At 68.7% G+C, this 25,553-nt stretch carries 22 protein-coding genes and 1 tRNA gene; 22 read left to right on the forward strand and 1 reads right to left on the reverse strand.

Features of this window, described 5'->3' with window-relative positions; all coding sequences use genetic code 11:
• Positions 1-48: 48 nt before the first annotated feature.
• On the reverse strand, positions 49-1,287 hold the full coding sequence (locus tag CK485_RS16265; protein ID WP_109451270.1) for a pyridoxal phosphate-dependent aminotransferase: 1,239 nt from the start codon (positions 1,285-1,287) through the stop codon (positions 49-51).
• A 634-nt stretch (positions 1,288-1,921) separates the two neighbouring features.
• On the opposite strand from CK485_RS16265, the gene CK485_RS16270 reads away from it, so the two are divergent.
• From CK485_RS16270 to rpsS, 22 genes are all read left to right on the forward strand, one after another.
• A tRNA-Trp gene (locus CK485_RS16270) sits at positions 1,922-1,994 on the forward strand.
• Positions 1,995-2,102: 108 nt separating this feature from the next.
• A complete protein-coding gene (gene secE / locus CK485_RS16275) occupies positions 2,103-2,408 on the forward strand; it encodes a preprotein translocase subunit SecE (RefSeq protein WP_109451272.1) in 306 nt (101 codons plus the stop codon).
• 77 nt (positions 2,409-2,485) lie between these two features.
• The gene (gene nusG, locus CK485_RS16280; RefSeq protein WP_109451274.1) at positions 2,486-3,394 is read left to right on the forward strand and encodes a transcription termination/antitermination protein NusG; all 909 of its coding nucleotides are present in this window, start codon (positions 2,486-2,488) and stop codon (positions 3,392-3,394) included.
• 169 nt (positions 3,395-3,563) lie between these two features.
• Positions 3,564-3,998, forward strand: coding sequence for a 50S ribosomal protein L11 (gene rplK / locus CK485_RS16285; RefSeq protein WP_109451275.1), 435 nt, complete (start codon positions 3,564-3,566; stop codon positions 3,996-3,998).
• An 88-nt stretch (positions 3,999-4,086) separates the two neighbouring features.
• The gene (gene rplA / locus CK485_RS16290) at positions 4,087-4,809 is read left to right on the forward strand and encodes a 50S ribosomal protein L1 (protein WP_109451277.1); all 723 of its coding nucleotides are present in this window, start codon (positions 4,087-4,089) and stop codon (positions 4,807-4,809) included.
• Between the two features lie 130 nt (positions 4,810-4,939).
• Entirely contained in the window at positions 4,940-5,842 is a 903-nt protein-coding gene (locus CK485_RS16295; RefSeq protein WP_109451279.1) for a hypothetical protein, read from the forward strand.
• Between the two features lie 295 nt (positions 5,843-6,137).
• Positions 6,138-6,698 carry a 50S ribosomal protein L10 gene (gene rplJ / locus CK485_RS16300; protein ID WP_109451281.1) on the forward strand — a complete coding sequence of 187 codons (561 nt, stop codon included), beginning with the start codon at positions 6,138-6,140 and terminating at the stop codon, positions 6,696-6,698.
• A 110-nt stretch (positions 6,699-6,808) separates the two neighbouring features.
• Positions 6,809-7,195, forward strand: a complete 387-nt coding sequence (gene rplL / locus CK485_RS16305; protein ID WP_109451283.1) for a 50S ribosomal protein L7/L12 — start codon at positions 6,809-6,811, stop codon at positions 7,193-7,195.
• 652 nt (positions 7,196-7,847) lie between these two features.
• A complete protein-coding gene (gene rpoB, locus CK485_RS16315) occupies positions 7,848-11,333 on the forward strand; it encodes a DNA-directed RNA polymerase subunit beta (RefSeq protein ID WP_109451285.1) in 3,486 nt (1,161 codons plus the stop codon).
• A 130-nt stretch (positions 11,334-11,463) separates the two neighbouring features.
• Positions 11,464-15,363, forward strand: coding sequence for a DNA-directed RNA polymerase subunit beta' (locus tag CK485_RS16320; RefSeq protein ID WP_109451287.1), 3,900 nt, complete (start codon positions 11,464-11,466; stop codon positions 15,361-15,363).
• 255 nt (positions 15,364-15,618) lie between these two features.
• Entirely contained in the window at positions 15,619-16,035 is a 417-nt protein-coding gene (locus CK485_RS16325) for a hypothetical protein (protein WP_109451289.1), read from the forward strand.
• 84 nt (positions 16,036-16,119) lie between these two features.
• Positions 16,120-16,632 (forward strand): DUF1707 and DUF4190 domain-containing protein, encoded by a 513-nt coding sequence (locus CK485_RS16330; protein WP_241968368.1) that lies wholly within the window; start codon positions 16,120-16,122, stop codon positions 16,630-16,632.
• Between the two features lie 514 nt (positions 16,633-17,146).
• On the forward strand, positions 17,147-17,518 hold the full coding sequence (gene rpsL / locus CK485_RS16335; protein WP_014144289.1) for a 30S ribosomal protein S12: 372 nt from the start codon (positions 17,147-17,149) through the stop codon (positions 17,516-17,518).
• Positions 17,519-17,521: 3 nt separating this feature from the next.
• A complete protein-coding gene (gene rpsG / locus CK485_RS16340; RefSeq protein WP_109451291.1) occupies positions 17,522-17,992 on the forward strand; it encodes a 30S ribosomal protein S7 in 471 nt (156 codons plus the stop codon).
• Between the two features lie 39 nt (positions 17,993-18,031).
• Positions 18,032-20,134 (forward strand): elongation factor G, encoded by a 2,103-nt coding sequence (fusA, locus tag CK485_RS16345; RefSeq protein ID WP_109451293.1) that lies wholly within the window; start codon positions 18,032-18,034, stop codon positions 20,132-20,134.
• 222 nt (positions 20,135-20,356) lie between these two features.
• The gene (gene tuf, locus CK485_RS16350) at positions 20,357-21,550 is read left to right on the forward strand and encodes an elongation factor Tu (RefSeq protein ID WP_109451295.1); all 1,194 of its coding nucleotides are present in this window, start codon (positions 20,357-20,359) and stop codon (positions 21,548-21,550) included.
• Between the two features lie 834 nt (positions 21,551-22,384).
• Positions 22,385-22,693 (forward strand): 30S ribosomal protein S10, encoded by a 309-nt coding sequence (gene rpsJ, locus CK485_RS16355; protein ID WP_073492397.1) that lies wholly within the window; start codon positions 22,385-22,387, stop codon positions 22,691-22,693.
• A gap of 13 nt (positions 22,694-22,706) precedes the next feature.
• Positions 22,707-23,369, forward strand: coding sequence for a 50S ribosomal protein L3 (rplC, locus tag CK485_RS16360; RefSeq protein ID WP_109453088.1), 663 nt, complete (start codon positions 22,707-22,709; stop codon positions 23,367-23,369).
• A gap of 8 nt (positions 23,370-23,377) precedes the next feature.
• Complete coding sequence (gene rplD, locus CK485_RS16365) at positions 23,378-24,028, forward strand: 50S ribosomal protein L4 (RefSeq protein WP_109451297.1); 651 nt, start codon at positions 23,378-23,380, stop codon at positions 24,026-24,028.
• Positions 24,028-24,360, forward strand: a complete 333-nt coding sequence (gene rplW, locus CK485_RS16370) for a 50S ribosomal protein L23 (protein ID WP_109451299.1) — start codon at positions 24,028-24,030, stop codon at positions 24,358-24,360. The genes rplD and rplW overlap by 1 nt, the downstream gene beginning before the upstream one ends.
• 47 nt (positions 24,361-24,407) lie before the next feature.
• Positions 24,408-25,244: a 50S ribosomal protein L2 gene (rplB, locus tag CK485_RS16375; protein ID WP_109451301.1), complete on the forward strand. Its 837-nt coding sequence runs from the start codon at positions 24,408-24,410 to the stop codon at positions 25,242-25,244.
• Positions 25,245-25,256: 12 nt separating this feature from the next.
• Positions 25,257-25,538, forward strand: coding sequence for a 30S ribosomal protein S19 (rpsS, locus tag CK485_RS16380; protein ID WP_014178772.1), 282 nt, complete (start codon positions 25,257-25,259; stop codon positions 25,536-25,538).
• Positions 25,539-25,553: the final 15 nt, after the last annotated feature.

Here is a 25,553-nt window from a genome sequence, read left to right on the forward strand (position 1 = left end):
GGGCGGGCGTCCGAGGACACCCGCCCGGCCCTGGCACCACGCCGCGCGTCAGTCGCGCGCCTCGCCCAGCAGCTTCTGGATGCGCGAGACGCCCTCGACCAGGTCCTCGTCGCCCAGCGCGTACGACAGCCGCAGGTAGCCGGGGGTGCCGAAGGCCTCACCCGGGACCACGGCGACCTCCGCCTCCTCCAGGATCAGCGCGGCCAGCTCCACCGAGTTCTGCGGCCGCCTGCCGCGGATCTCCTTGCCCAGCAGCGCCTTGACCGACGGGTACGCGTAGAACGCGCCCTCCGGCTCCGGGCACAGGACGCCGTCGATCTCGCTCAGCATCCGCACCATCGTGCGCCGGCGGCGGTCGAACGCCTCGCGCATCTCGGCGACCGCGGTCAGGTCGCCGGAGACCGCGGCGAGGGCCGCGGCCTGGGCGACGTTGGAGACGTTGGAGGTGGCGTGCGACTGGAGGTTGGTGGCCGCCTTCACCACGTCCTTCGGGCCGATGACCCAGCCCACCCGCCAGCCGGTCATGGCGTAGGTCTTGGCGACACCGTTGACCACGATGCACTTGTCGGCCAGCTCGGGCACGACCACCGGCAGCGAGACGAACTCGGCGTCGCCGTAGACCAGGTGCTCGTAGATCTCGTCGGTCAGGACCCACAGGCCCTTGTCCGCCGCCCAGCGGCCGATCTCCTCGACCTGCTCGCGGCTGTAGACCGCGCCGGTCGGGTTGGACGGCGATACGAACAGCAGCACCTTGGTGTGCTCGGTGCGCGCCGCCTCCAGCTGCTCGACGGAGACCCGGTAGCCGGTGGTCTCGTCGGCGACCACCTCGACCGGCACGCCGCCGGCCAGCCGGATCGACTCCGGATAGGTGGTCCAGTACGGCGCCGGGACGATGACCTCGTCGCCCGGGTCGAGGATGGCGGCGAACGCCTCGTAGATCGCCTGCTTGCCGCCGTTGGTCACGAGCACCTGCGACGGGTCGACCCGGTAGCCGGAGTCGCGCAGGGTCTTGTCGGCGATGGCCTGCTTCAGCTCGGGCAGGCCGCCGGCCGGGGTGTAGCGGTGGAAGCGCGGGGTGCGGCAGGCCTCGACGGCGGCGTCGACGATGTAGTCCGGCGTCGGGAAGTCCGGCTCGCCGGCGCCGAAGCCGATGACCGGGCGTCCGGCGGCCTTGAGCGCCTTCGCCTTGGCGTCAACGGCGAGCGTCGCGGACTCGGAGATCGACCCGACACGGGCCGAGACCCGTCGGTCGGTGGGGGACTGAACGGGGGGAGTAGCTGCGGTCATGACTGCCATCGTCGCAGACCGGCCACGCGGCCCGCGAAGCGGTTTCACGGGTCGGACCCCAACGAGTGAGCACCCCGCCCCCCGACGTGCGCCGCGGCGCCCCCGACGTGCCCCCGCCCCGCCTCCCGACGCACGGCCGCGGCGTCCCCGACGCGCTTCCCGCCCCGCCTCCCGACGCACGGCCGCGCGCCCTGGGCGAGCCGCCGACCCGTCCCCTCCACGTGCGACCAGCCCGCCCCCGAGGCGCCACCGCCCCGGCCCAAAGTGCCGCCGCCCCGCGCCCCGAGCGCCGCCGCCCTCAGCCCTGAGGTGCCGCCTCCCCGGCCCCCGAGGTGCCACCGCCCTCCTGCCGGGGCGGGCCGCCGCCCCGCGTCCCAAAGGGCCGCCGCCCCGCGCCCCGAGCGCCGTCATCCCAAGCCCGAGGCGCCGCTGCCCCGGCCTGCCCCGCCGGGGCAGGCCGGGGCAGCGGCATCCGGCGCGCGGGCCCGCCCAGGGCCCGCGCGACCCGCTTCGGCGGATGTCGTTCGACGCCCGGCCCCCGAACCCGTACACTCATCCCTCGTGGTCCCCGGCGAGGCGATCCGTGCTGCGCACCCAGTGCGACGCATTGGATGCGATACGTTGGGGAAGACAAAGGGTCGTAGCTCAATTGGTAGAGCACTGGTCTCCAAAACCAGCGGTTGGGGGTTCAAGTCCCTCCGGCCCTGCTACACGCATTGGTCACGTGATGCGTGCACGCGTACGTTTGTAGTAGATGCACCGCCGTGCGACCGGGCAGGGCGCGCGGCTCACGACCCGGATTCAGGTGAGGACGAGTGACGGAAGCCCTGGGCTCCACCGCGACGCCTGAAAGTGGTCGTCCCGAGGACGAGGCGGATGAGCTCCTCGACTCGAAGGCGAAGAAGAAGCGCGGCGGCAAGCGCGGCAAGAAGGGCCCGTTCGCGAGGATGGGTCTGTTCTACCGGCAGATCATCGCGGAACTTCGCAAGGTCGTCTGGCCCACGCGCAGCGACCTGATGTCGTACACCACCGTTGTGATTGTCTTCGTAGCCGTCATGATCGGTATCGTGACCCTGGTCGACTACGGATTCACCAACCTCGTGAAGTACGTCTTCGGCTGATGATCCGCGAGGCGGGCGTCCCAGTGGCGCCCGTCCGCCCGTTCAACCCTTAGAAAAGTCAGGAAGAAGCAGCCATCGTGTCTGACCCGAACCTGTACGACGCCGACCAGCCCCTCGAGGCCGACGCGGCCGACGAGGCTGCGGCGACGGCCGCCACGGCCGAGGTCGAGGGCGACGACACCGACGCGGACATCGTCGAGGCGGCCGACGCCGGCCCGGCCGACGAGGCGGACGCGGCTGCCGACACCGACGCGGACGAGCCGGCCGAACAGGCCGCCGTCCACGAGGCCGAAGAAGGCGAAGAGCCCGCCGAGGGCGAGGAAGCCGCCACCGAGGAACCCGCCACCGAGGAAGCCGAGGCCCAGCCCGCCGCCGACCCGGTCGCCGCCTTCCGCGAGGAGCTGCGCACCCTCCCCGGCGAGTGGTACGTCATCCACACCTACGCGGGCTACGAGAACCGGGTGAAGGCCAACCTGGAGCAGCGCGCGGTCTCGCTCAACGTCGAGGACTACATCTACCAGGCCGAGGTGCCGCAGGAAGAGGTCGTCCAGATCAAGAACGGCGACCGCCGCACCGTCCGCCAGAACAAGCTCCCCGGCTACGTGCTGGTCCGCATGGACCTGACCAACGAGTCCTGGGGCGTGGTCCGCAACACCCCGGGCGTCACCGGCTTCGTCGGCAACGCCTACGACCCGTACCCGCTGACCCTGGACGAGATCGTCAAGATGCTCGCCCCGGAGGTCGAGGAGCAGGCCGCGGCCGCCACCGAGGGCGGCGAGGCCGTGGCGCCGAAGCGCAAGGTCGAGGTCCAGGTGCTGGACTTCGAGGTGGGCGACTCGGTGACGGTGACGGACGGCCCGTTCGCCACCCTCCAGGCGACGATCAACGAGATCAACGCCGACTCCAAGAAGGTCAAGGGCCTGGTCGAGATCTTCGGCCGGGAGACCCCGGTCGAGCTGTCCTTCGACCAGATCCAGAAGAACTGACGGTTCTTCGAGGCCTTCCCCAGCAGTTTCCGCCCAGGTCAGGCAGGCTCTTCCCGGAGCCGGTCTGACCTGCGCGGTTTCAGGCCGCGCCCCGATACCCGTTATCGTGGTGCGGTATGCCTGCTCGCAGGCAAAAACACTCTCGACACAGGACCCGGAGAGAGAGCACATGCCTCCCAAGAAGAAGAAGGTCACTGGGCTTATCAAGCTCCAGATCCAGGCCGGCGCGGCCAACCCGGCGCCGCCGGTCGGTCCGGCGCTCGGTCAGCACGGCGTCAACATCATGGAGTTCTGCAAGGCCTACAACGCCGCGACCGAGTCGCAGCGTGGCATGGTCGTGCCGGTGGAGATCACGGTCTACGAGGACCGTTCCTTCACCTTCATCACCAAGACCCCGCCGGCCGCGAAGCTCATCCTGAAGGCCGCGGGCGTGGACAAGGGCTCCGGTGAGCCGCACGTGAAGAAGGTCGCGAAGATCACCCGCGACCAGGTGCGGGAGATCGCCACCACCAAGATGCCCGACCTGAACGCCAACGACCTGGACGCCGCCGAGAAGATCATCGCCGGCACCGCCCGTTCCATGGGCGTCACGGTCGAGGGCTGAGCCCCGGCGCACACCCGCCAGACCTTTCCGTGGCAGGGCCAGGCGCTGGCCCGCACCACGACTCCGAACCACTCCCACAGGAGCAGCAGTGAAGCGCAGCAAGAACCTCCGCGCTGCGGACGCCAAGATCGACCGGGAGCGTCTGTACGCCCCGCTCGAGGCCGTCCGTCTCGCCAAGGAGACCGCCTCGACCAAGTTCGACTCGACCGTCGAGGTCGCCATGCGCCTGGGTGTCGACCCGCGCAAGGCCGACCAGATGGTCCGCGGCACCGTGAACCTTCCGCACGGCACCGGCAAGACCGCCCGGGTCCTGGTCTTCGCGACCGGTGACCGTGCTGCGGCCGCGGAAGCCGCGGGCGCCGACATCGTCGGCTCCGACGAACTGATCGACGAGGTGGCCAAGGGCCGCCTGGACTTCGACGCCGTCGTCGCCACCCCGGACCTCATGGGCAAGGTCGGCCGCCTGGGCCGCGTGCTCGGTCCGCGTGGTCTGATGCCGAACCCGAAGACCGGCACCGTGACCCCGGACGTGGCCAAGGCCGTGACCGAGATCAAGGGCGGCAAGATCGAGTTCCGCGTCGACAAGCACTCGAACCTGCACTTCATCATCGGCAAGGCGTCCTTCGGCGAGCAGCAGCTCGTCGAGAACTACGCCGCCGCGCTGGACGAGGTGCTGCGTCTGAAGCCGTCCGCCGCCAAGGGCCGCTACATCAAGAAGACCGCGATCAGCACCACCATGGGCCCCGGCATCCCGGTCGACCCGAACCGCACGCGCAACCTCCTCACCGAGGAGGACCCGGCGTCGGTCTGACGCACGGTCTGACGTCCGGTTCTTCGAACGCGGATCGCTGAAAGGGGCCCGGGGTCTTCCCCGGGCCCCTTTCGCATGGGTTAGCGTCGAGGCGACCTACCGGCACGGGGGCAGCATGGGGGAGGGGCACATGAAGCACGCGAGCGCGATACGCCGTATCGCGGCGGCCACGGCGGTGGTCGCCGCCCTGGGCGCCGTCTCGGCCTGCGGTGGCGACGCCAAGGCCGGTCACGCCACGGGCACCGGCAAGGCCACGTCGCAAGCGGGGAACACGGCGTCGGCGGACGACCTGACCGCGTTGCGCCAGGTCGTGAAGGCCACCGGTGACGCGGACTCCGCGAAGGTGGACGGTGACGTCTCGATGGGGAGCACCGAGTCGATGTCCGTCACCGGCAGGCTGGCCTGGGCGCACGGCCTGACCGGCGACATGACCATGAGCCACATCGGCGGTGCGGTCAGCAAGGCCCTGCCCGGCTCGATGGCGGTCCGCTATCTGCCGGACGCCGCCTACGCGAACCTGGGCGACGCCGCCTCGGCGCAACTGGACGGCAAGCACTGGGTGAAGTACTCCTACGCCGATCTCGCCAAGATCATGGGCGCCGGCTCCGGCGCGGCCATGCAGCAGCTGATGCAGAACGACAACCCCGTCCACAACGTCCAGCTAGCCCTGGCCTCCGGCACGTTGCACCGGGTCGGCACCGAGACGGTGCGCGGGGTGGCCGCCACGCACTACGAGGGCACCGAGAACACCGGCAGCCTCTCCACCGCCTCCGGCCTGACCGCCGCGGAGCGCGAGCAGCTCCAGCGGCAGCTGAAGCAGGCGGGCGTGACCTCCGGCACCGTCGACCTGTGGGTGGACGCGCACAACCTGCCGGTGAAGGTGGCCGACCGCATGCAGACCTCGCAGGGCACGGTCAGCTCGACGCTGTACTACTCCGACTACGGCGTCGCCTTCTCCGAGACCGCGCCGCCCGCCTCCGACACCGCGGACCTGACCGCGCTGCTGAGGGAAGCACAGGGCTCGTCGTCCTGACCCGGGGGCGCCCGGACCGGGCGGGAGGCGATTTGCCTCCCGCCCGCACGCTCCCGTACTCTCATCCAGAAGCCAGAGACCGCTGGTCGCCGCCGTGCCCGATTTCGGACGTGGTGGCCGAAGGATCCGCTAGACGCGGACGGCCCGCGCAGGTGTCGTGAGGATGTAGCTCCCGGAGACGGATCCCGTCGCCGGTCGAGCCCCGCCCCGTGCGCCTGCGCCGGGGCGTTTCGTATGTACTGCCTCCTCCTTCAGTCCGTGCGGTCCGCACACACCCGGAAGGAGGCCGAGGCTCATGGCGAGGCCCGACAAGTCCGCCGCGGTTGCCGAGCTGACGGACAAGTTCCGCAGCTCGAACGCCGCCGTGCTGACCGAGTACACCGGTCTCACCGTGGCGCAGCTCAAGCAGCTGCGTCGTTCGCTCGGTGAGAACGCTCAGTACAGCGTGGCGAAGAACACGCTGTCCAAGATCGCGGCCAACGAGGCCGGGATCACGTCGCTCGACGACCTGTTCGCGGGTTCGACGGCGATCGCCTTCGTCACCGGTGACCCGGTGACCTCGGCGAAGGGACTGCGCGACTTCGCCAAGGAGAACCCCGCCCTGGTCATCAAGGGCGGCGTCATGGACGGCAAGGCGCTGTCCGCCGACGAGATCAAGAAGCTCGCGGACCTCGAGTCCCGCGAGGTGCTGCTCGCCAAGCTGGCGGGTGCCATGAAGGCCAAGCAGTCCCAGGCTGCCGCGGTCTTCCAGGCGCTGCCCTCGAAGTTCGTCCGCACCGCGGAGGCGCTTCGTGCCAAGCAGGCCGAGCAGGGCGGTGCCGGTACGCCGGCTCCCGCCGAGGCCGACGCGGAGTAGTTCGCGCGTCGCGTCGCAGCGGGCCCCGTACGAAGTGATGCCGTAAGGCATTCGCCCGCCCCAGCAATCCGTACATCCGGCACCAGCCGATTTAGTGGAAGGACGCCATCATGGCGCAGCTCAGCACCGAAGAGCTCCTCGAGCAGTTCGAGAACCTCACCCTGATCCAGCTCTCCGAGTTCGTGAAGGCGTTCGAGGAGAAGTTCGACGTCACCGCCGCCGCTCCGGTCGCCGTCGCCGCCGCGGGTGCCCCGGGCGCCCCGGCCGCCGAGGCCGCCGAGGAGAAGGACGAGTTCGACGTCATCCTCACCGGCGCCGGCGACAAGAAGATCCAGGTCATCAAGGTCGTCCGCGAGCTGACCTCCCTCGGCCTGAAGGAGGCCAAGGACCTGGTCGACGGCACCCCGAAGCCGGTCCTGGAGAAGGTCAACAAGGAGCAGGCCGACAAGGCCGCCGAGTCCCTCAAGGGCGCCGGCGCCTCCGTCGAGGTCAAGTGACCCCTCGCACGGCCCGCGTGTCGTGCGTGCCCCTTTCGAGGGGCTGATCAGCCGCAGGGCGGCCACCCGATCGGGTGGCCGCCCTGCGGTGTTCCGGTGGTCCTGCCCGGGCTTGAGTGGCGTTGTCGGTGGGGGCGGGTATGGTGATCTTCGCTGGTTCGCCGAGGGGCTCGGCAGCGGCTCGACGGTGAACCGGCGAGCGGTCCGCCCGGCGGTCCGGCTCCCTTGGCGGGACGGCCGGTGTGAGGATCTCCGACGGGCCGGGGCCTTGACGAACCGCACGAGGCGCGCAATTCTCAGGACGCGTCGTGAAGCGGTCGGTGCCGCCAGGCATGGATCGCGGCCGATGCGGGAATGACTGAGGTCGAAGCGCAGGACGAAGCCGCGGGACCCGGTCGCGTGCCGGTTCCGCCGGATGACGAGGGGGAGATGATTCGGTCCCCGAATCTCTGCTCTGGACATCAGTGTGCCGAGTGGCTACACTGACCCTTTGCGCTGCCTGTTAGCTGTTGCCTGGCCCGTCACCAGGGACAAGCATCACGTCTGAGCACTGAACCGACATGGAGACCTCCCCTCATCCGGGAAGCCGCCTGTGTGCTCAGGGGGGACCGGTACGCGCGTAGTGAGTCCGAGCCCTCGGAAGGACCCCCTCTTGGCCGCCTCGCGCAACGCCTCGACTGCCAATACGAACAACGGCGCCAGCACCGCCCCGCTGCGCATCTCTTTCGCGAAGATCAAGGAACCGCTGGAGGTTCCCAACCTTCTCGCACTGCAGACCGAGAGCTTCGACTGGCTGCTCGGCAATGCCGCCTGGAAGGCTCGCGTCGAGGCGGCGCTGGACAGTGGACAGGACGTCCCCACCAAGTCCGGTCTGGAGGAGATCTTCGAGGAGATCTCCCCGATCGAGGACTTCTCCGGGTCGATGTCGCTGACCTTCCGCGACCACCGCTTCGAGCCGCCGAAGAACTCCATCGACGAGTGCAAGGAGCGCGACTTCACGTACGCGGCCCCGCTCTTCGTCACCGCCGAGTTCACCAACAACGAGACCGGCGAGATCAAGTCCCAGACGGTCTTCATGGGCGACTTCCCGCTCATGACCAACAAGGGCACCTTCTGCATCAACGGCACCGAGCGTGTCGTCGTCTCGCAGCTGGTCCGCTCGCCGGGCGTCTACTTCGACTCCACCATCGACAAGACGTCCGACAAGGACATCTTCTCGGCCAAGGTCATCCCCTCCCGCGGTGCCTGGCTGGAGCTGGAGATCGACAAGCGCGACATGGTCGGTGTCCGCATCGACCGCAAGCGCAAGCAGTCGGTCACCGTGCTGCTGAAGGCGCTGGGCTGGACCACCGAGCAGATCCTCGAGGAGTTCGGCGAGTACGAGTCGATGCGCGCCACCCTGGAGAAGGACCACACCCAGGGCCAGGACGACGCGCTGCTCGACATCTACCGCAAGCTGCGCCCGGGCGAGCCGCCGACGCGTGAGGCCGCCCAGACGCTGCTGGAGAACCTCTACTTCAACCCCAAGCGCTACGACCTGGCCAAGGTCGGCCGCTACAAGGTCAACAAGAAGCTGGGCACCGAGACCGGCCTGGACGCCGGCGTGCTGACCGTCGAGGACATCATCGCGACGATCAAGTACCTGGTGAAGCTGCACGCGGGCGAGACCGAGACGGTCACCGAGGCCGGCCAGACCGTGGTCGTCGAGGTCGACGACATCGACCACTTCGGCAACCGCCGCCTGCGCAACGTCGGCGAGCTGATCCAGAACCAGGTCCGCACCGGCCTGGCCCGCATGGAGCGCGTCGTCCGCGAGCGGATGACCACCCAGGACGTCGAGGCGATCACGCCGCAGACCCTGATCAACATCCGGCCGGTCGTCGCCTCCATCAAGGAGTTCTTCGGCACCAGCCAGCTGTCGCAGTTCATGGACCAGACCAACCCGCTGTCGGGCCTGACCCACAAGCGCCGCCTCTCCGCGCTGGGCCCCGGTGGTCTGTCCCGTGAGCGGGCCGGTCTGGACGTCCGTGACGTGCACCCCTCGCACTACGGCCGCATGTGCCCGATCGAGACGCCGGAAGGCCCGAACATCGGTCTGATCGGCTCGCTCGCCTCGTACGGCCGGGTCAACGCGTTCGGCTTCATCGAGACCCCGTACCGCAAGGTCGTCGACGGCACGGTCACCGAAGAGGTGCACTACCTGACCGCCGACGAGGAGGACCGCTTCCTGATCGCGCAGGCCAACGCCGCGCTGAACGACGAGGGGCAGTTCACCGAGGGCCGCGTCCTGGTCCGCCGCCGCGGCGGCGAGGTCGACCTCGTGCCGGCCTCCGACGTGGACTACATGGACGTCTCGCCGCGCCAGATGGTGTCGGTCGCGACCGCCATGATCCCGTTCCTGGAGCACGACGACGCCAACCGCGCGCTCATGGGCTCCAACATGATGCGCCAGGCCGTGCCGCTGCTGAAGTCGGAGTCGCCGCTGGTCGGCACCGGCATCGAGTACCGCGCCGCGGTCGACGCCGGTGACGTCATCACCGCGGAGAAGGACGGCGTGGTCCAGGAGGTCTCCGCCGACTACATCACCGTGGCCAACGACGACGGCACGTACACCACGTACCGGGTCGCCAAGTTCTCCCGCTCCAACCAGGGCACGTCCTTCAACCAGAAGGTCGTCGTGGACGAGGGCGCCCGCGTGGTGGCCGGCCAGGTGCTCGCCGACGGTCCCTCGACCGAGCAGGGCGAGATGGCGCTCGGCAAGAACCTGCTGGTCGCGTTCATGCCGTGGGAGGGCCACAACTACGAGGACGCGATCATCCTGTCGCAGCGCCTCGTGCAGGACGACGTCCTGTCCTCGATCCACATCGAGGAGCACGAGGTCGACGCCCGCGACACCAAGCTGGGCCCCGAGGAGATCACCCGGGACATCCCGAACGTCTCCGAGGAGGTCCTCGCCGACCTCGACGAGCGCGGCATCATCCGCATCGGTGCCGAGGTCGTCGCCGGCGACATCCTGGTCGGCAAGGTCACCCCGAAGGGCGAGACCGAGCTGACCCCGGAGGAGCGGCTGCTGCGCGCGATCTTCGGCGAGAAGGCCCGTGAGGTCCGCGACACCTCGCTGAAGGTGCCGCACGGCGAGACCGGCAAGGTCATCGGCGTGCGCGTCTTCGACCGCGAGGAGGGCGACGAGCTGCCGCCGGGCGTCAACCAGCTGGTCCGCGTCTACGTGGCCCAGAAGCGCAAGATCACCGACGGTGACAAGCTCGCCGGCCGCCACGGCAACAAGGGCGTCATCTCCAAGATCCTCCCCGTCGAGGACATGCCGTTCCTGGAGGACGGCACCCCGGTCGACATCATCCTGAACCCGCTGGGCGTTCCCTCCCGGATGAACCCCGGCCAGGTCCTGGAGATCCACCTGGGCTGGCTCGCCAAGCAGGGCTGGGACGTCTCGGGGATCGCGGAGGAGTGGGCCCGCAGGCTGGACGCCATCGGCGCCGGCCAGGTCGAGCCCGACACCAACGTGGCCACCCCGGTCTTCGACGGCGCCCGCGAGGACGAGATCGCCGGCCTGTTCGAGGCCACGGTCCCCAACCGCGACGGCGACCGCATGGTCCTGCCCTCCGGCAAGGCCCGGCTCTTCGACGGCCGCTCCGGCGAGCCGTTCCCCGAGCCGATCTCGGTCGGCTACATGTACATCCTCAAGCTGCACCACCTGGTGGACGACAAGCTGCACGCCCGTTCCACCGGTCCGTACTCGATGATCACCCAGCAGCCGCTGGGTGGTAAGGCCCAGTTCGGTGGCCAGCGCTTCGGCGAGATGGAGGTGTGGGCCCTGGAGGCCTACGGCGCCGCCTACGCCCTCCAGGAGCTGCTGACCATCAAGTCGGACGACGTCCTCGGCCGCGTGAAGGTCTACGAGGCCATCGTCAAGGGCGAGAACATCCCCGAGCCCGGCATCCCCGAGTCCTTCAAGGTGCTCATCAAGGAGATGCAGTCGCTCTGCCTCAACGTGGAGGTGCTCTCCAGCGACGGTATGTCCATCGAAATGCGTGACACCGACGAGGACGTCTTCCGCGCCGCGGAAGAGCTGGGTATCGACCTGTCCCGGCGCGAGCCGAGCAGCGTCGAAGAGGTCTGACGGGTTGCCGTCCGGGCCTCCACCGAGGAGGAGGCCCGGCGGCGCTCCCGGACCCGTTCAGACCATGATTGAGACACGACCCCGACAGCGTCTGTGTGTCGGGTAACCACGAAGGTGGGATTGACGACAAGTGCTCGACGTCAACTTCTTCGACGAGCTGCGGATCGGCCTGGCCACCGCGGACGACATCCGTCAGTGGTCGCACGGCGAGGTCAAGAAGCCTGAGACCATCAACTACCGCACGCTCAAGCCCGAAAAGGACGGACTCTTCTGCGAGAAGATCTTCGGCCCCACCCGGGACTGGGAGTGCTACTGCGGCAAGTACAAGCGCGTCCGCTTCAAGGGCATCATCTGTGAGCGCTGCGGCGTCGAGGTGACCCGCGCCAAGGTGCGCCGTGAGCGGATGGGCCACATCGAGCTGGCCGCCCCCGTGACCCACATCTGGTACTTCAAGGGCGTTCCGTCGCGGCTGGGCTACCTGCTCGACCTCGCCCCGAAGGACCTGGAGAAGGTCATCTACTTCGCCGCCTACATGATCACGTGGGTGGACGAGGAGCGCCGCACGCGCGACCTGCCGTCCCTGGAGGCCCAGGTCTCCGTGGAGCGCCAGCAGGTCGAGCAGCGTCGTGACGCCGACGTCGAGGCCCGCCAGAAGAAGCTGGAGGCGGACCTCGCGGAGCTGGAGTCCGAGGGCGCCAAGGCGGACGTGCGCCGCAAGGTGCGCGAGGGCGCCGAGCGCGAGATGAAGCAGCTGCGCGACCGCGCCCAGCGCGAGATCGACCGCCTCGACGAGGTGTGGAGCCGCTTCAAGTCCCTCAAGGTCCAGGACCTGGAGGGCGACGAGCTGCTCTACCGCGAGCTGCGCGACCGCTTCGGCACCTACTTCATGGGCGGCATGGGCGCCGCGGCGCTGCAGAAGCGCCTGGAGTCCTTCGACCTGGAGGAAGAGGCCGAGAAGCTCCGCGAGATCATCCGGACCGGCAAGGGCCAGAAGAAGACCCGCGCGCTCAAGCGCCTCAAGGTCGTCTCCGCGTTCCTTCAGACCCGCAACAGCCCCAACGGCATGGTGCTGGACTGCGTCCCGGTGATCCCGCCGGACCTGCGCCCGATGGTGCAGCTGGACGGTGGCCGCTTCGCGACCTCCGACCTGAACGACCTGTACCGCCGCGTCATCAACCGCAACAACCGCCTCAAGCGGCTCCTTGACCTCGGTGCCCCCGAGATCATCGTGAACAACGAGAAGCGCATGCTTCAGGAGGCCGTCGACGCGCTCTTCGACAACGGCCGCCGCGGCCGCCCGGTCACGGGCCCCGGCAACCGTCCGCTGAAGTCGCTGTCCGACATGCTCAAGGGCAAGCAGGGCCGCTTCCGCCAGAACCTGCTGGGCAAGCGCGTCGACTACTCGGCCCGTTCCGTGATCGTCGTCGGTCCGCAGCTGAAGCTGCACCAGTGCGGTCTGCCCAAGGCGATGGCGCTCGAGCTGTTCAAGCCGTTCGTGATGAAGCGCCTGGTGGACCTCAACCACGCGCAGAACATCAAGTCGGCCAAGCGCATGGTCGAGCGCGGCCGCACCGTGGTGTACGACGTCCTCGAAGAGGTCATCGCCGAGCACCCGGTGCTGCTCAACCGCGCGCCGACCCTGCACCGCCTCGGCATCCAGGCCTTCGAGCCGCAGCTGGTCGAGGGCAAGGCCATCCAGATCCACCCGCTCGTGTGCACCGCGTTCAACGCGGACTTCGACGGTGACCAGATGGCCGTGCACCTGCCGCTGTCCGCGGAGGCGCAGGCCGAGGCCCGCATCCTCATGCTGTCCTCGAACAACATCCTCAAGCCCGCCGACGGCCGTCCGGTGACGATGCCGACGCAGGACATGGTCCTGGGTCTGTTCTTCCTCACCACGGACGAGGCGGAGCGCGAGGTCAAGGGCGAGGGCCGGGCGTTCGGCTCGGTCGCCGAGGCGATCATGGCCTTCGACGCCCGCGAGCTGTCGCTCCAGGCGAAGGTGGACATCCGCTTCCCCGTCGGCACCATGCCGCCGCGCGGCTGGGAGCCGCCGGCGCGCGAGGAGGGCGAGGAGCCCTGGCAGCCGGGCGACCCGTTCCGTCTGCGCACCTCGCTGGGCCGCGCGCTCTTCAACGAGCTGCTGCCCGAGGACTACCCGTTCGTCGACTACTCGGTGGGCAAGAAGCAGCTCTCCGAGATCGTCAACGACCTGGCCGAGCGCTACCCGAAGGTCGCCGTCGCGGCGACCCTGGACAACCTCAAGGCGGCCGGTTTCTACTGGGCGACCCGCTCCGGTGTCACCGTCGCCGTCTCCGACATCGTCGTGCCCGAGGCCAAGAAGGCCATCCTTGAGGGCTACGAGGCGAAGGACGAGAAGGTCCAGAAGCAGTACGAGCGCGGCCTGATCACGAAGCAGGAGCGGTCGCAGGAGCTGATCGAGATCTGGACCAAGGCGACCAACGAGGTTGCCGCGGCCATGAACGACAACTTCCCGAAGACCAACCCGATCTTCATGATGGTCGACTCGGGTGCCCGCGGAAACATGATGCAGATGCGTCAGATCGCGGGTATGCGAGGCCTGGTGTCGAACGCCAAGAACGAGACGATCCCGCGTCCGATCAAGGCGTCCTTCCGCGAGGGCCTGACCGTGCTGGAGTACTTCATCTCCACCCACGGTGCCCGTAAGGGTCTGGCCGACACCGCGCTGCGTACCGCCGACTCGGGTTACCTGACCCGTCGTCTGGTGGACGTCTCGCAGGACGTGATCATCCGCGAGGAGGACTGTGGCACCGAGCGCGGCCTGAAGCTGTCGATCGCCGAGCGCGGCGAGGACGGCGTGCTGCGCAAGGCCGGTGGCGTCGAGACCTCGGTGTACGCGCGCAGCCTGGCCGAGGACATCGTGGTCGACGGCAAGGTGCTGGCCCCGGCCGGCACCGACCTTGGCGACGTGCTCATCGACCAGCTGGTCGCGCACGGCGTCGAGACCGTCAAGACGCGGTCCATCCTCACCTGCGAGTCCGCCGTCGGCACCTGCGCGATGTGCTACGGCCGTTCGCTGGCCACCGGCAAGCTGGTGGACATCGGCGAGGCGGTCGGCATCATCGCCGCCCAGTCGATCGGTGAGCCCGGCACCCAGCTGACGATGCGTACCTTCCACACCGGTGGTGTGGCGGGTGACGACATCACCAAGGGTCTGCCGCGTGTCGTCGAGCTGTTCGAGGCCCGTACCCCCAAGGGTCTGGCGCCGATCAGCGAGGCGGCGGGCCGGGTCCGCATCGAGGAGACCGAGAAGACCCGCAAGATCGTCGTCACTCCGGACGACGGCAGCGACGAGATCGCCTACGGCGTCTCCAAGCGCGCCCGTCTGGAGGTCGCGGAGGGCGACCACGTCGAGGTCGGCCAGAAGCTGATGGCCGGTACCGAGAACCCGCACGACGTGCTGCGGATCCTCGGTCAGCGCGCGGTGCAGATCCACCTGCTCGGCGAGGTCCAGAAGGTCTTCAACTCGCAGGGTGTGTCGATCCACGACAAGCACATCGAGATCATCATCCGGCAGATGCTGCGCCGGGTGACGATCATCGAGTCCGGCGACGCGGAGCTGCTGCCGGGCGAGCTGGTCGAGCGCGGCCGCTTCGAGTCGGAGAACCGCCGCGTGGTCGCCGAGGGCGGTCACCCCGCCTCCGGCCGTCCGCAGCTGATGGGTATCACCAAGGCGTCGCTGGCCACCGAGTCGTGGCTGTCGGCGGCCTCCTTCCAGGAGACGACCCGGGTGCTCACCGACGCGGCGATCCACGCCAAGTCGGACTCGCTGCTGGGCCTGAAGGAGAACGTCATCCTCGGTAAGCTCATCCCGGCCGGTACGGGCCTGTCCCGCTACCGCAACATCCGGGTCGAGCCGACCGAGGAGGCCAAGGCCGCGATGTACTCGGCCGTCGGCTACGACGACATCGACTACTCGCCGTTCGGCACCGGCTCCGGCCAGGCCGTTCCGCTGGAGGACTACGACTACGGGCCGTACAACGCCTGAGTCCCTCCCGGCACCGCACGATGACGAGGCGGCCGTCCCCTCCGGGGGGCGGCCGCCTCCGTCGTACGCACGGCGCCCGCCGCACCGGTGGGGCCCGCGACGGAAGGCTTTGCGAAACGAATCCGTACCGCGTCCGTCGTACGAACGGCGGGTGAAAACCGTCCGTACCGCCGATTCGCGAGGGCCGGGACGCGGGGGAGGCTGGGGCGTTCCCCTGAGCGTCGCGCGGTGAGGATGGCGAGGATGACCTGCCCCATGGACTCGGAGCGCGTGGCGCCCGTGACCGCGGTGACTCCCGCCGCCGTCGGGCCGCTGGGCTTCCGGGCGGCGCGGGGGACCGGGGGCCGGGCGGCGCTCGAAGTGCTGGACGGCGACGAGGTGATCGGCGCCCACGTGGACACCGCGTTCACCGCGAGCGTGCTCGGGGCGCTGCGCGGGCGGGGCTGGGCGGTGGTGTGGGGCCGGGTCGAGCGGGACGGCGAGCCGCCCGCGGTGGTGTTCACCGGGCCCGGCCGGCGCAGGCGCGCGACCGGCACGCCCGCCCGCGTCGTCCGGGTGGGGGAGCGCTTCTGGGTGGCGTCCGCGTCCGGGGAGCACCGGGTGGCCACCGTGTCCGACGGCGCGCGGGCGCAGGAGTGGCGGCTCGGCGCGTACGGGAACGGCGCGGTCTGATCGTGCGGCAACCTCCCACGGGCGTCGCGCGTCCAGCAGTATGGGGGGTGGCGGATCCCTGACGCGGGGGAGGCGGTCGGCGGTATGGCGAACAACGGAGGGTTCCTCTCCTGGAACGGAACACCCCAGTCGATGATGCGCGCGGCGCACGTCGACCGTGAGCGCACCGTGGACGTGCTCAAGGCCGCGTTCACCGAGGGCAGGCTCGGCCAGGACGAGTACGAGCAGCGGGTGGCCGCCGCGTACCGGGCGCAGACCTACGGGGAGCTGAGCGCGCTGGTGGCCGACGTTCCGCAGGGCCCGGTGCCGATGCAGCAGCCCCCGCTCCCGCAGCCGTACCTGGCACCGGCGGCCTTCCTGCCGGTGCCGCGCCCGCCGACCAACGGGCTGGCGGTGGCCTCGCTGCTGTGCGGCCTGGGCGGACTCTTCCTCGTGGTCCCGGCGGTCCCGGCGATCGTGCTGGGCCACGTGGCGCGGGGCCAGATCCACCAGCGCAAGGAATCCGGCGAGGGCCTGGCCACCACGGGCCTGGTCTTCGGCTGGCTGGCGGCGGTGTTCTGGACGCTGGTCGTCATCGTGTCGGTCGTCGGCTCCTGACACCGCGGGCGCCCGGGGGCGGGGGCGTAACGAGCGGCGTGTCCGCGCGGGCCGCCGGGCCCGTAGGCGTCCGGTCGCGGGGGCGCTCCGGGCGTCCCGTGTGAACGGGTCGTATCACCGTGTGAACTCCGCGTCCCGCGCGGTGGACAGCGTCTTCCCCCGCGCTCGCGCGGGCGCTACCGTGGGCCGGCGTGCCCGTGGCCCGGCGTGTCCTTCGCGTGTGCATTTGTTTTGACCGGAGCCGATGCGCTAGGTACGCTCTGACCTTGTGCCTGGGGTGTCCCCGGGTCTTTGTGCGTGCGCCCTCGGCCTCCGGCCGGGCGGCACTCCCCTCGTACAGGACACCGAGACTGCGACATCCAGACGATGTGCGCCTGCCCGCTCGCGGGTATCCGCGAAGTCTTCGACACACCCGACCGCGTGGGTCGGGAAGCGTGTCGGTGACCAGCGTAAACGGCCAGCAAACACCTCAGGTTAGCTTCAACGAGATCGGCACACAGAAACCGGAGAAGTAGTGCCTACGATCCAGCAGCTGGTCCGGAAGGGCCGGCAGGACAAGGTCGAGAAGAACAAGACGCCCGCACTGAAGGGTTCCCCTCAGCGCCGCGGCGTCTGCACGCGCGTCTACACGACCACCCCGAAGAAGCCGAACTCGGCCCTGCGTAAGGTCGCGCGTGTGCGTCTGACCAGCGGGATCGAGGTCACCGCTTACATCCCGGGTGAGGGCCACAACCTGCAGGAGCACTCGATCGTGCTCGTGCGCGGCGGTCGTGTGAAGGACCTGCCGGGTGTCCGCTACAAGATCATCCGCGGTTCGCTCGACACCCAGGGTGTCAAGAACCGCAAGCAGGCCCGCAGCCGCTACGGCGCCAAGAAGGAGAAGTAAGCCATGCCTCGTAAGGGCCCTGCCCCGAAGCGGCCGGTCATCGTCGACCCGGTCTACAACTCCCCGCTTGTCACGTCGCTGGTCAACAAGGTTCTGCTGAACGGCAAGCGCTCCACCGCCGAGCGCATCGTCTACGGCGCCCTGGAGGGCCTGCGGGAGAAGACCGGCAACGACCCGGTCATCACCCTCAAGCGCGCGCTGGAGAACATCAAGCCGACCCTCGAGGTGAAGTCCCGCCGCGTCGGTGGCGCCACCTACCAGGTGCCGGTCGAGGTCCGCCCCGCCCGTGCGTCGACGCTGGCGCTGCGCTGGCTGGTCGGCTACTCCCGCGCCCGTCGCGAGAAGACCATGACCGAGCGCCTCATGAACGAGCTGCTCGACGCGTCCAACGGTCTTGGCGCCTCCGTCAAGCGCCGCGAGGACACCCACAAGATGGCCGAGTCCAACAAGGCCTTCGCGCACTACCGCTGGTAGTCGCTACCCCATCGAGAAGCGAGAGAAGACTGAAGCCTTATGGCTACCACTTCACTTGACCTGGCCAAGGTCCGCAACATCGGGATCATGGCCCACATCGACGCGGGCAAGACGACGACCACCGAGCGGATCCTGTTCTACACCGGTGTCTCGTACAAGATCGGTGAGGTCCACGACGGCGCTGCCACGATGGACTGGATGGAGCAGGAGCAGGAGCGCGGCATCACCATCACGTCCGCCGCGACGACCTGTCACTGGCCGGTCGACGGCGTCGACCACACCATCAACATCATCGACACCCCGGGCCACGTCGACTTCACCGTCGAGGTGGAGCGTTCGCTGCGCGTCCTGGACGGTGCCGTCACGGTGTTCGACGGCGTCGCCGGTGTGGAGCCGCAGTCCGAGACCGTGTGGCGTCAGGCCGACCGCTACAACGTCCCGCGCATCTGCTTCGTCAACAAGCTGGACCGCGTGGGCGCGGAGTTCCACCGCTGCGTCGACATGATCGTCGACCGGCTCGGTGCCGTCCCGCTGGTCATGCAGCTGCCGATCGGCGCCGAGGCGGACTTCCGCGGCGTCGTCGACCTGGTCCGCATGAAGGCCCTGGTGTGGTCCGAAGAGGCCGCCAAGGGCGAGATGTACGACACGGTCGACATCCCGGCGACCCACACCGAGGCTGCCGAGGAGTACCGCGGCAAGCTGCTGGAGACCATCGCCGAGAACGACGACGAGCTGATGGAGCTGTACCTGGAGGGCACCGAGCCCACCGAGGAGCAGCTGATCGCCGCGATCCGTCGCGCCACGATCGCCTCCAAGCTCACCCCGGTCTTCTGCGGCACCGCGTTCAAGAACAAGGGCGTCCAGCCCCTGCTCGACGCGGTCGTGAAGTACCTGCCGTCCCCGATCGACGTCGAGGGCGTCTCCGGCCACAAGGTCGGCGACGAGGAGACCGAGATCTTCCGCAAGGCCTCGGACGACGAGCCGTTCTCCGGCCTGGCGTTCAAGATCATGAGCGACCCGCACCTCGGCAAGCTCACCTTCGTCCGCGTGTACTCCGGCCGCATGGAGTCCGGCACCCAGGTGCTGAACTCCGTGAAGGGCAAGAAGGAGCGCATCGGCAAGATCTACCGGATGCACGCGAACAAGCGTGAGGAGATCCCCAGCGTCGGTGCCGGCGACATCATCGCCGTCATGGGCCTGAAGGACACCACCACCGGTGAGACCCTGTGCGACGCGCAGAACCCGGTCATCCTGGAGTCGATGAACTTCCCGGCCCCGGTCATCCAGGTGGCCATCGAGCCGAAGTCCAAGGGCGACCAGGAGAAGCTCGGCGTCGCGATCCAGCGGCTCGCCGAGGAGGACCCCTCCTTCCAGGTGCACACCGACGAGGAGACCGGTCAGACGATCATCGCGGGCATGGGCGAGCTCCACCTCGACGTGCTGGTCGACCGCATGAAGCGCGAGTTCCGCGTCGAGGCGAACGTCGGCAAGCCGCAGGTCGCCTACCGCGAGACGATCCGCAAGGCCGTCGAGCGCATCGACTACACGCACAAGAAGCAGACTGGCGGTTCCGGCCAGTTCGCGAAGGTGCAGATCGCCATCGAGCCGCTCGAGGGCGACGGGTACGAGTTCGAGAACAAGGTCACCGGTGGCCGCATCCCGCGGGAGTACATCCCGTCCGTGGACGCGGGCTGCCAGGAGGCCATGGAGTTCGGCGTGCTGGCCGGCTACCCGCTGACCGGTGTCAAGGTGGTACTGCTCGACGGTGCCTACCACGACGTCGACTCCTCCGAGCTCGCCTTCAAGATCGCCGGTTCGATGGCGTTCAAGGAGGGTGCTCGCAAGGCCAGCCCGGCTCTGCTGGAGCCGATGATGGCCGTCGAGGTCACCACGCCCGAGGACTACATGGGCGATGTCATCGGTGACATCAACTCGCGCCGTGGCCAGATCCAGGCCATGGAGGAGCGCAGCGGTGCCCGGGTCGTCAAGGCCCTCGTCCCGCTGTCGGAGATGTTCGGCTACGTCGGCGACCTGCGCAGCAAGACCTCCGGCCGTGCCAGCTACTCCATGCAGTTCGACTCCTACGCCGAGGTTCCGCGGAACGTCGCAGAGGAGATCATCGCGAAGGCCAAGGGCGAGTAAGGGACTCCGTTCTCGGAGACTCTGGCAAGCCTTAGGCTTGACGGCAGGCAGTCCGGGGCATACCGCCGCAAACCGTAAGGTAGTGGCGGGTGTCCCGGCCGCCGGCACCTAAATCCGCGGGTTGGTCACAGCAAGGCCCTTCGGGGTCCTCGCCAACCCGGCAACGATCACCTGGCGGCATACGGCGTATGGCGCACAGACTCAGTCCACAGGAGGACCCCAGTGGCGAAGGCGAAGTTCGAGCGGACTAAGCCGCACGTCAACATCGGCACCATCGGTCACATCGACCACGGTAAGACCACTCTTACCGCGGCGATCACCAAGGTGCTGCACGACGCGTACCCGGACCTGAACGAGGCCTCGGCCTTCGACCAGATCGACAAGGCTCCCGAAGAGCGCCAGCGCGGTATCACCATCTCCATCGCGCACGTCGAGTACCAGACCGAGTCGCGTCACTACGCCCACGTCGACTGCCCCGGTCACGCGGACTACATCAAGAACATGATCACCGGTGCCGCTCAGATGGACGGCGCGATCCTCGTGGTCGCGGCGACCGACGGCCCGATGCCGCAGACCAAGGAGCACGTGCTCCTGGCCCGCCAGGTCGGCGTTCCGTACATCGTCGTCGCCCTGAACAAGGCCGACATGGTGGACGACGAGGAGATCCTGGAGCTCGTCGAGCTCGAGGTCCGCGAGCTGCTCAACGAGTACGAGTTCCCCGGCGACGACTGCCCGGTCGTCCAGGTCTCGGCTCTGAAGGCGCTCGAGGGCGACAAGGAGTGGGGCGAGAAGCTCCTCGGCCTGATGAAGGCCGTCGACGAGAACATCCCGCAGCCCGAGCGTGACGTCGACAAGCCGTTCCTGATGCCGATCGAGGACGTCTTCACGATCACCGGTCGCGGCACGGTCGTCACCGGCCGTATCGAGCGCGGTGTCCTCAAGGTCAACGAGACCGTCGACATCATCGGCATCAAGCCGGAGAAGACCACCACCACGGTCACCGGCATCGAGATGTTCCGCAAGCTGCTCGACGAGGGCCAGGCCGGTGAGAACGTCGGTCTGCTGCTCCGCGGCATCAAGCGCGAGGACGTCGAGCGCGGCCAGGTCATCATCAAGCCGGGCTCGGTCACCCCGCACACCGAGTTCGAGGCCCAGGCCTACATCCTGTCGAAGGACGAGGGTGGTCGCCACACCCCGTTCTTCAACAACTACCGCCCGCAGTTCTACTTCCGTACGACTGACGTGACCGGTGTCGTGACCCTCCCCGAGGGCACCGAGATGGTCATGCCGGGCGACAACACCGAGATGACGGTCCAGCTGATCCAGCCGGTCGCCATGGAGGAAGGCCTGAAGTTCGCCATCCGCGAGGGTGGCCGGACCGTGGGCGCCGGCCAGGTCACCAAGATCCTCAAGTGACCTGACGCTGACGCTGGTCGAGACCCCGTTCACCCCACGCCGGGTGAGCGGGGTCTCGCCGTTGCGGCGGGCGGTGGTGTTCTTCAGGGCGAGGTGGTTCCTTTGGGGGCGCGGGGAACTGCGCGGCCGGCCGCGTGCCGGGCGGTAGGCGGCCAATCGCCGTACGTGTCAGGGTCGTTCCCCGGCCGCGGGCCGGCAGCTGGTTGCGCGCGCAGTTCCCCGCGCCCCCAAGAAGCCACCTTCGGCGCGCACAGTCAACGGCCAGTGGCTGGCAAGGGACGGCAAAGAGTGCGGCGATTGGCCCTCTGCCGCCCGGTATGTGGCTGGTCGCGCAGTTCCCCGCGCCCCCTCGGGGCACACCGGAGGTGGTTCTTCAGGGGCGCGGGGAACGGCGCGCGCAACCCACCGGCCCGCGGCCGGACAACGACCGCAACGAGTGCGGCGATTGCAGGCGCTCGGGGGTCCGGGGGCGGAGGCGTCAACCTCGCGGAGGGACCGATTAGCCCGAGTGGCCAACGGTATGGCACACTGTCCAGGTTGCTCGGTTGAGTGCCGATGCTGCGCGCCTCCCGTCGGGAGGACCGGAAGCGAGTCCCACAGTACTCGTCGCCCCTCATCAGGGGCGGACGTACGGGAATCTTCCGGGAAGCGTCGCGCGGGGCTCGCCAGGCGCCCGGTGGATGTCTTCCCCAACCCCTGACAAGGGAATCCCGCATGCGGATTTTTCCTGACGGGGGCGCGACACGCCCGACCGCGTGGGTCGGTGAGAAGCGGCAGGGAAGCGCCGTTCGCCGGAGCCCAGAGCGTTACGAGAGACAGGACTACGGAGTAGCCATGGCGGGACAGAAGATCCGCATCCGGCTCAAGGCCTACGACCACGAGGTCATCGACTCCTCGGCGAAGAAGATCGTCGAGACGGTGACCCGCACTGGTGCGCAGGTCGCGGGCCCGGTGCCGCTGCCCACTGAGAAGAACGTGTACTGCGTCATCAAGTCGCCGCACAAGTACAAGGACGCGCGCGAGCACTTCGAGATGCGTACGCACAAGCGCCTCATCGACATCCTCGACCCCACGCCGAAGACGGTTGACTCGCTGATGCGTCTCGACCTGCCGGCCGGCGTCGACATCGAGATCAAGCTCTGAGGTGACGCGCGAGATGGCCAAGCAGCAGAAGACTGCCAAGCAGATCAAGGGCGTCCTGGGCGAGAAGCTCGGCATGACCCAGGTCTGGGACGAGAACAACCGTGTCGTCCCGGTGACCGTGGTCAAGGCCGGCCCCTGTGTCGTCACCCAGGTCCGCACCGCCGACGCCGACGGCTACGAAGCCGTCCAGATCGCCTTCGGCGAGATCGACCCGCGCAAGGTGAACAAGCCCCTCAAGGGCCACTTCGCCAAGGCCGACGTCACCCCGCGCCGCCACCTGGTGGAGCTGCGGACCTCCGACGCCAGCGAGTACACGCTCGGCCAGGAGATCACCGCCGCCGCCTTCGAGGCAGGCGTCAAGGTCGACGTGACCGGCAAGAGCAAGGGCAAGGGCTTCGCCGGTGTCATGAAGCGTCACAACTTCAAGGGCCTCGGCGCCGGACACGGCACCCAGCGCAAGCACCGCTCGCCCGGTTCCATCGGCGGCTGCGCCACCCCGGGCCGCGTGTTCAAGGGCCTGCGCATGGCGGGTCGCATGGGCAACGAGCGGGTCACCACCCAGAACCTGACCGTCCACGCCGTTGACGCGGAGAAGGGTCTGCTGCTCATCAAGGGCGCGGTTCCCGGTCCGAACGGCGGCCTCGTCCTGGTCCGTACCGCGGCCAAGGGGGCCTGAGGTAACCCATGAGCACCATTGACATCCTTTCGCCGGCCGGCGACAAGGCCGGGACCGTCGAGCTCCCCGCGGAGATCTTCGACGCGAAGGTCAGCGTTCCGCTGATCCACCAGGTCGTCGTCGCCCAGCTGGCCGCTGCCCGTCAGGGCACGCACAAGACCAAGACCCGTGGCGAGGTCCGCGGCGGTGGCAAGAAGCCGTACCGCCAGAAGGGCACCGGCCGCGCCCGTCAGGGCTCGACCCGCGCGCCGCAGTTCGCCGGTGGTGGCGTCGTGCACGGTCCCGTGCCGCGTGACTACTCGCAGCGGACCCCCAAGAAGATGATCAAGGCCGCCCTGCGTGGCGCCCTGACCGACCGCGCGCGTCACAGCCGCATCCACGTCGTGTCCGGCGTCGTCGAGGGTTCCGCCCCGTCGACCAAGGACGCCAAGGCGCTGCTGGGCAAGATCAGCGAGCGCAAGAACGTCCTGCTGGTCGTCGAGCGTGCCGACGAGCTGTCGTGGCTTTCCGCCCGCAACCTGCCCCAGGTCCACATCCTGGAGGCCGGTCAGCTGAACGCCTACGACGTGCTGGTCTCCGACGACGTGGTCTTCACCAAGGACGCCTTCGACCGCTTCACCGGTGCCGGCGTTGCCGAGACCGAAGGGAGCGCCGCCTGATGAGCGAGGCGACTGCGACCACCGTCACCAGCAAGACCTTCACGGACCCCCGTGACGTCCTGCTCAAGCCGGTGGTTTCCGAGAAGAGCTACGCGCTGCTCGACGAGAACAAGTACACCTTCGTCGTCGACCCGCGTGCCAACAAGACCCAGATCAAGCAGGCCGTCGAGGCGGTCTTCTCGGTCAAGGTCACCGGGGTCAACACGATCAACCGCCAGGGCAAGCGCAAGCGCACCCGCACCGGTTTCGGCAAGCGCAAGGACACCAAGCGCGCCATCGTGACCCTCGCCGAGGGCGACCGCATCGACATCTTCGGCGGCCCGGTCTCCTAACGGGGATCGGAACGTCCAGAAGTCCGGAATCTTCCGAGGACTGAGAAATGGGTATCCGCAAGTACAAGCCGACGACTCCTGGCCGTCGTGGCGCCAGCGTCGCCGACTTCGTCGAGATCACGCGGTCCACGCCGGAGAAGTCGCTGGTCCGCCCGCTGCACAGCAAGGGCGGCCGTAACAACGCCGGTCGTGTGACCGTCCGTCACCAGGGCGGCGGCCACAAGCGCGCCTTCCGTGTGATCGACTTCCGTCGTCACGACAAGGACGGTGTGCCGGCCAAGGTCGCGCACATCGAGTACGACCCGAACCGCACCGCCCGCATCGCGCTGCTGCACTACGCGGACGGCGAGAAGCGCTACATCCTGGCCCCGGCGAAGCTGGCCCAGGGTGACCGCGTGGAGAACGGCCCCGGCGCCGACATCAAGCCGGGCAACAACCTCCCGCTGCGCAACATCCCGGTCGGTACCACGATCCACGCGATCGAGCTCCGCCCGGGCGGCGGCGCCAAGATGGCCCGTTCCGCGGGTGCGTCGGTGCAGCTGCTGGCGAAGGAGGGCTCCATGGCCACCCTTCGTATGCCGTCCGGCGAGGTTCGCATGGTCGACGTCCGCTGCCGCGCCACCGTTGGCGAGGTCGGCAACGCCGAGCAGTCGAACATCAACTGGGGCAAGGCCGGCCGCATGCGCTGGAAGGGCGTCCGCCCGACCGTTCGTGGTGTCGCGATGAACCCGGTTGACCACCCGCACGGTGGTGGTGAGGGCAAGACCTCCGGTGGTCGCCACCCGGTCAGCCCGTGGGGTCAGAAGGAAGGACGTACTCGCCGGCCGAAGAAGGCCAGCGACAAGCTCATCGTCCGCCGCCGCAAGACGAACAAGAAGCGCTAGGAGCGGGTTTAGATGCCGCGCAGTCTCAAGAAGGGGCCCTTCGTCGACGACCACCTCATCAAGAAGGTGGATGTCCAGAACGAAGCCGGCACCAAGAACGTCATCAAGACCTGGTCCCGCCGCTCGATGATCGTCCCGGCCATGCTGGGCCACACGATCGCGGTGCACGACGGCCGCAAGCACGTCCCGGTGTTCGTCACCGAGTCGATGGTCGGCCACAAGCTCGGCGAGTTCGCGCCGACCCGCACCTTCCGCGGCCACGAGAAGGACGACCGCAAGTCGCGTCGTCGCTGATCTGCGGAGATAGCG

The sequence above is a fragment of the Streptomyces sp. ICBB 8177 genome, assembly GCF_003144095.1.
In the GTDB taxonomy this organism is placed as follows: Bacteria; Actinomycetota; Actinomycetes; order Streptomycetales; family Streptomycetaceae; genus Streptantibioticus_D.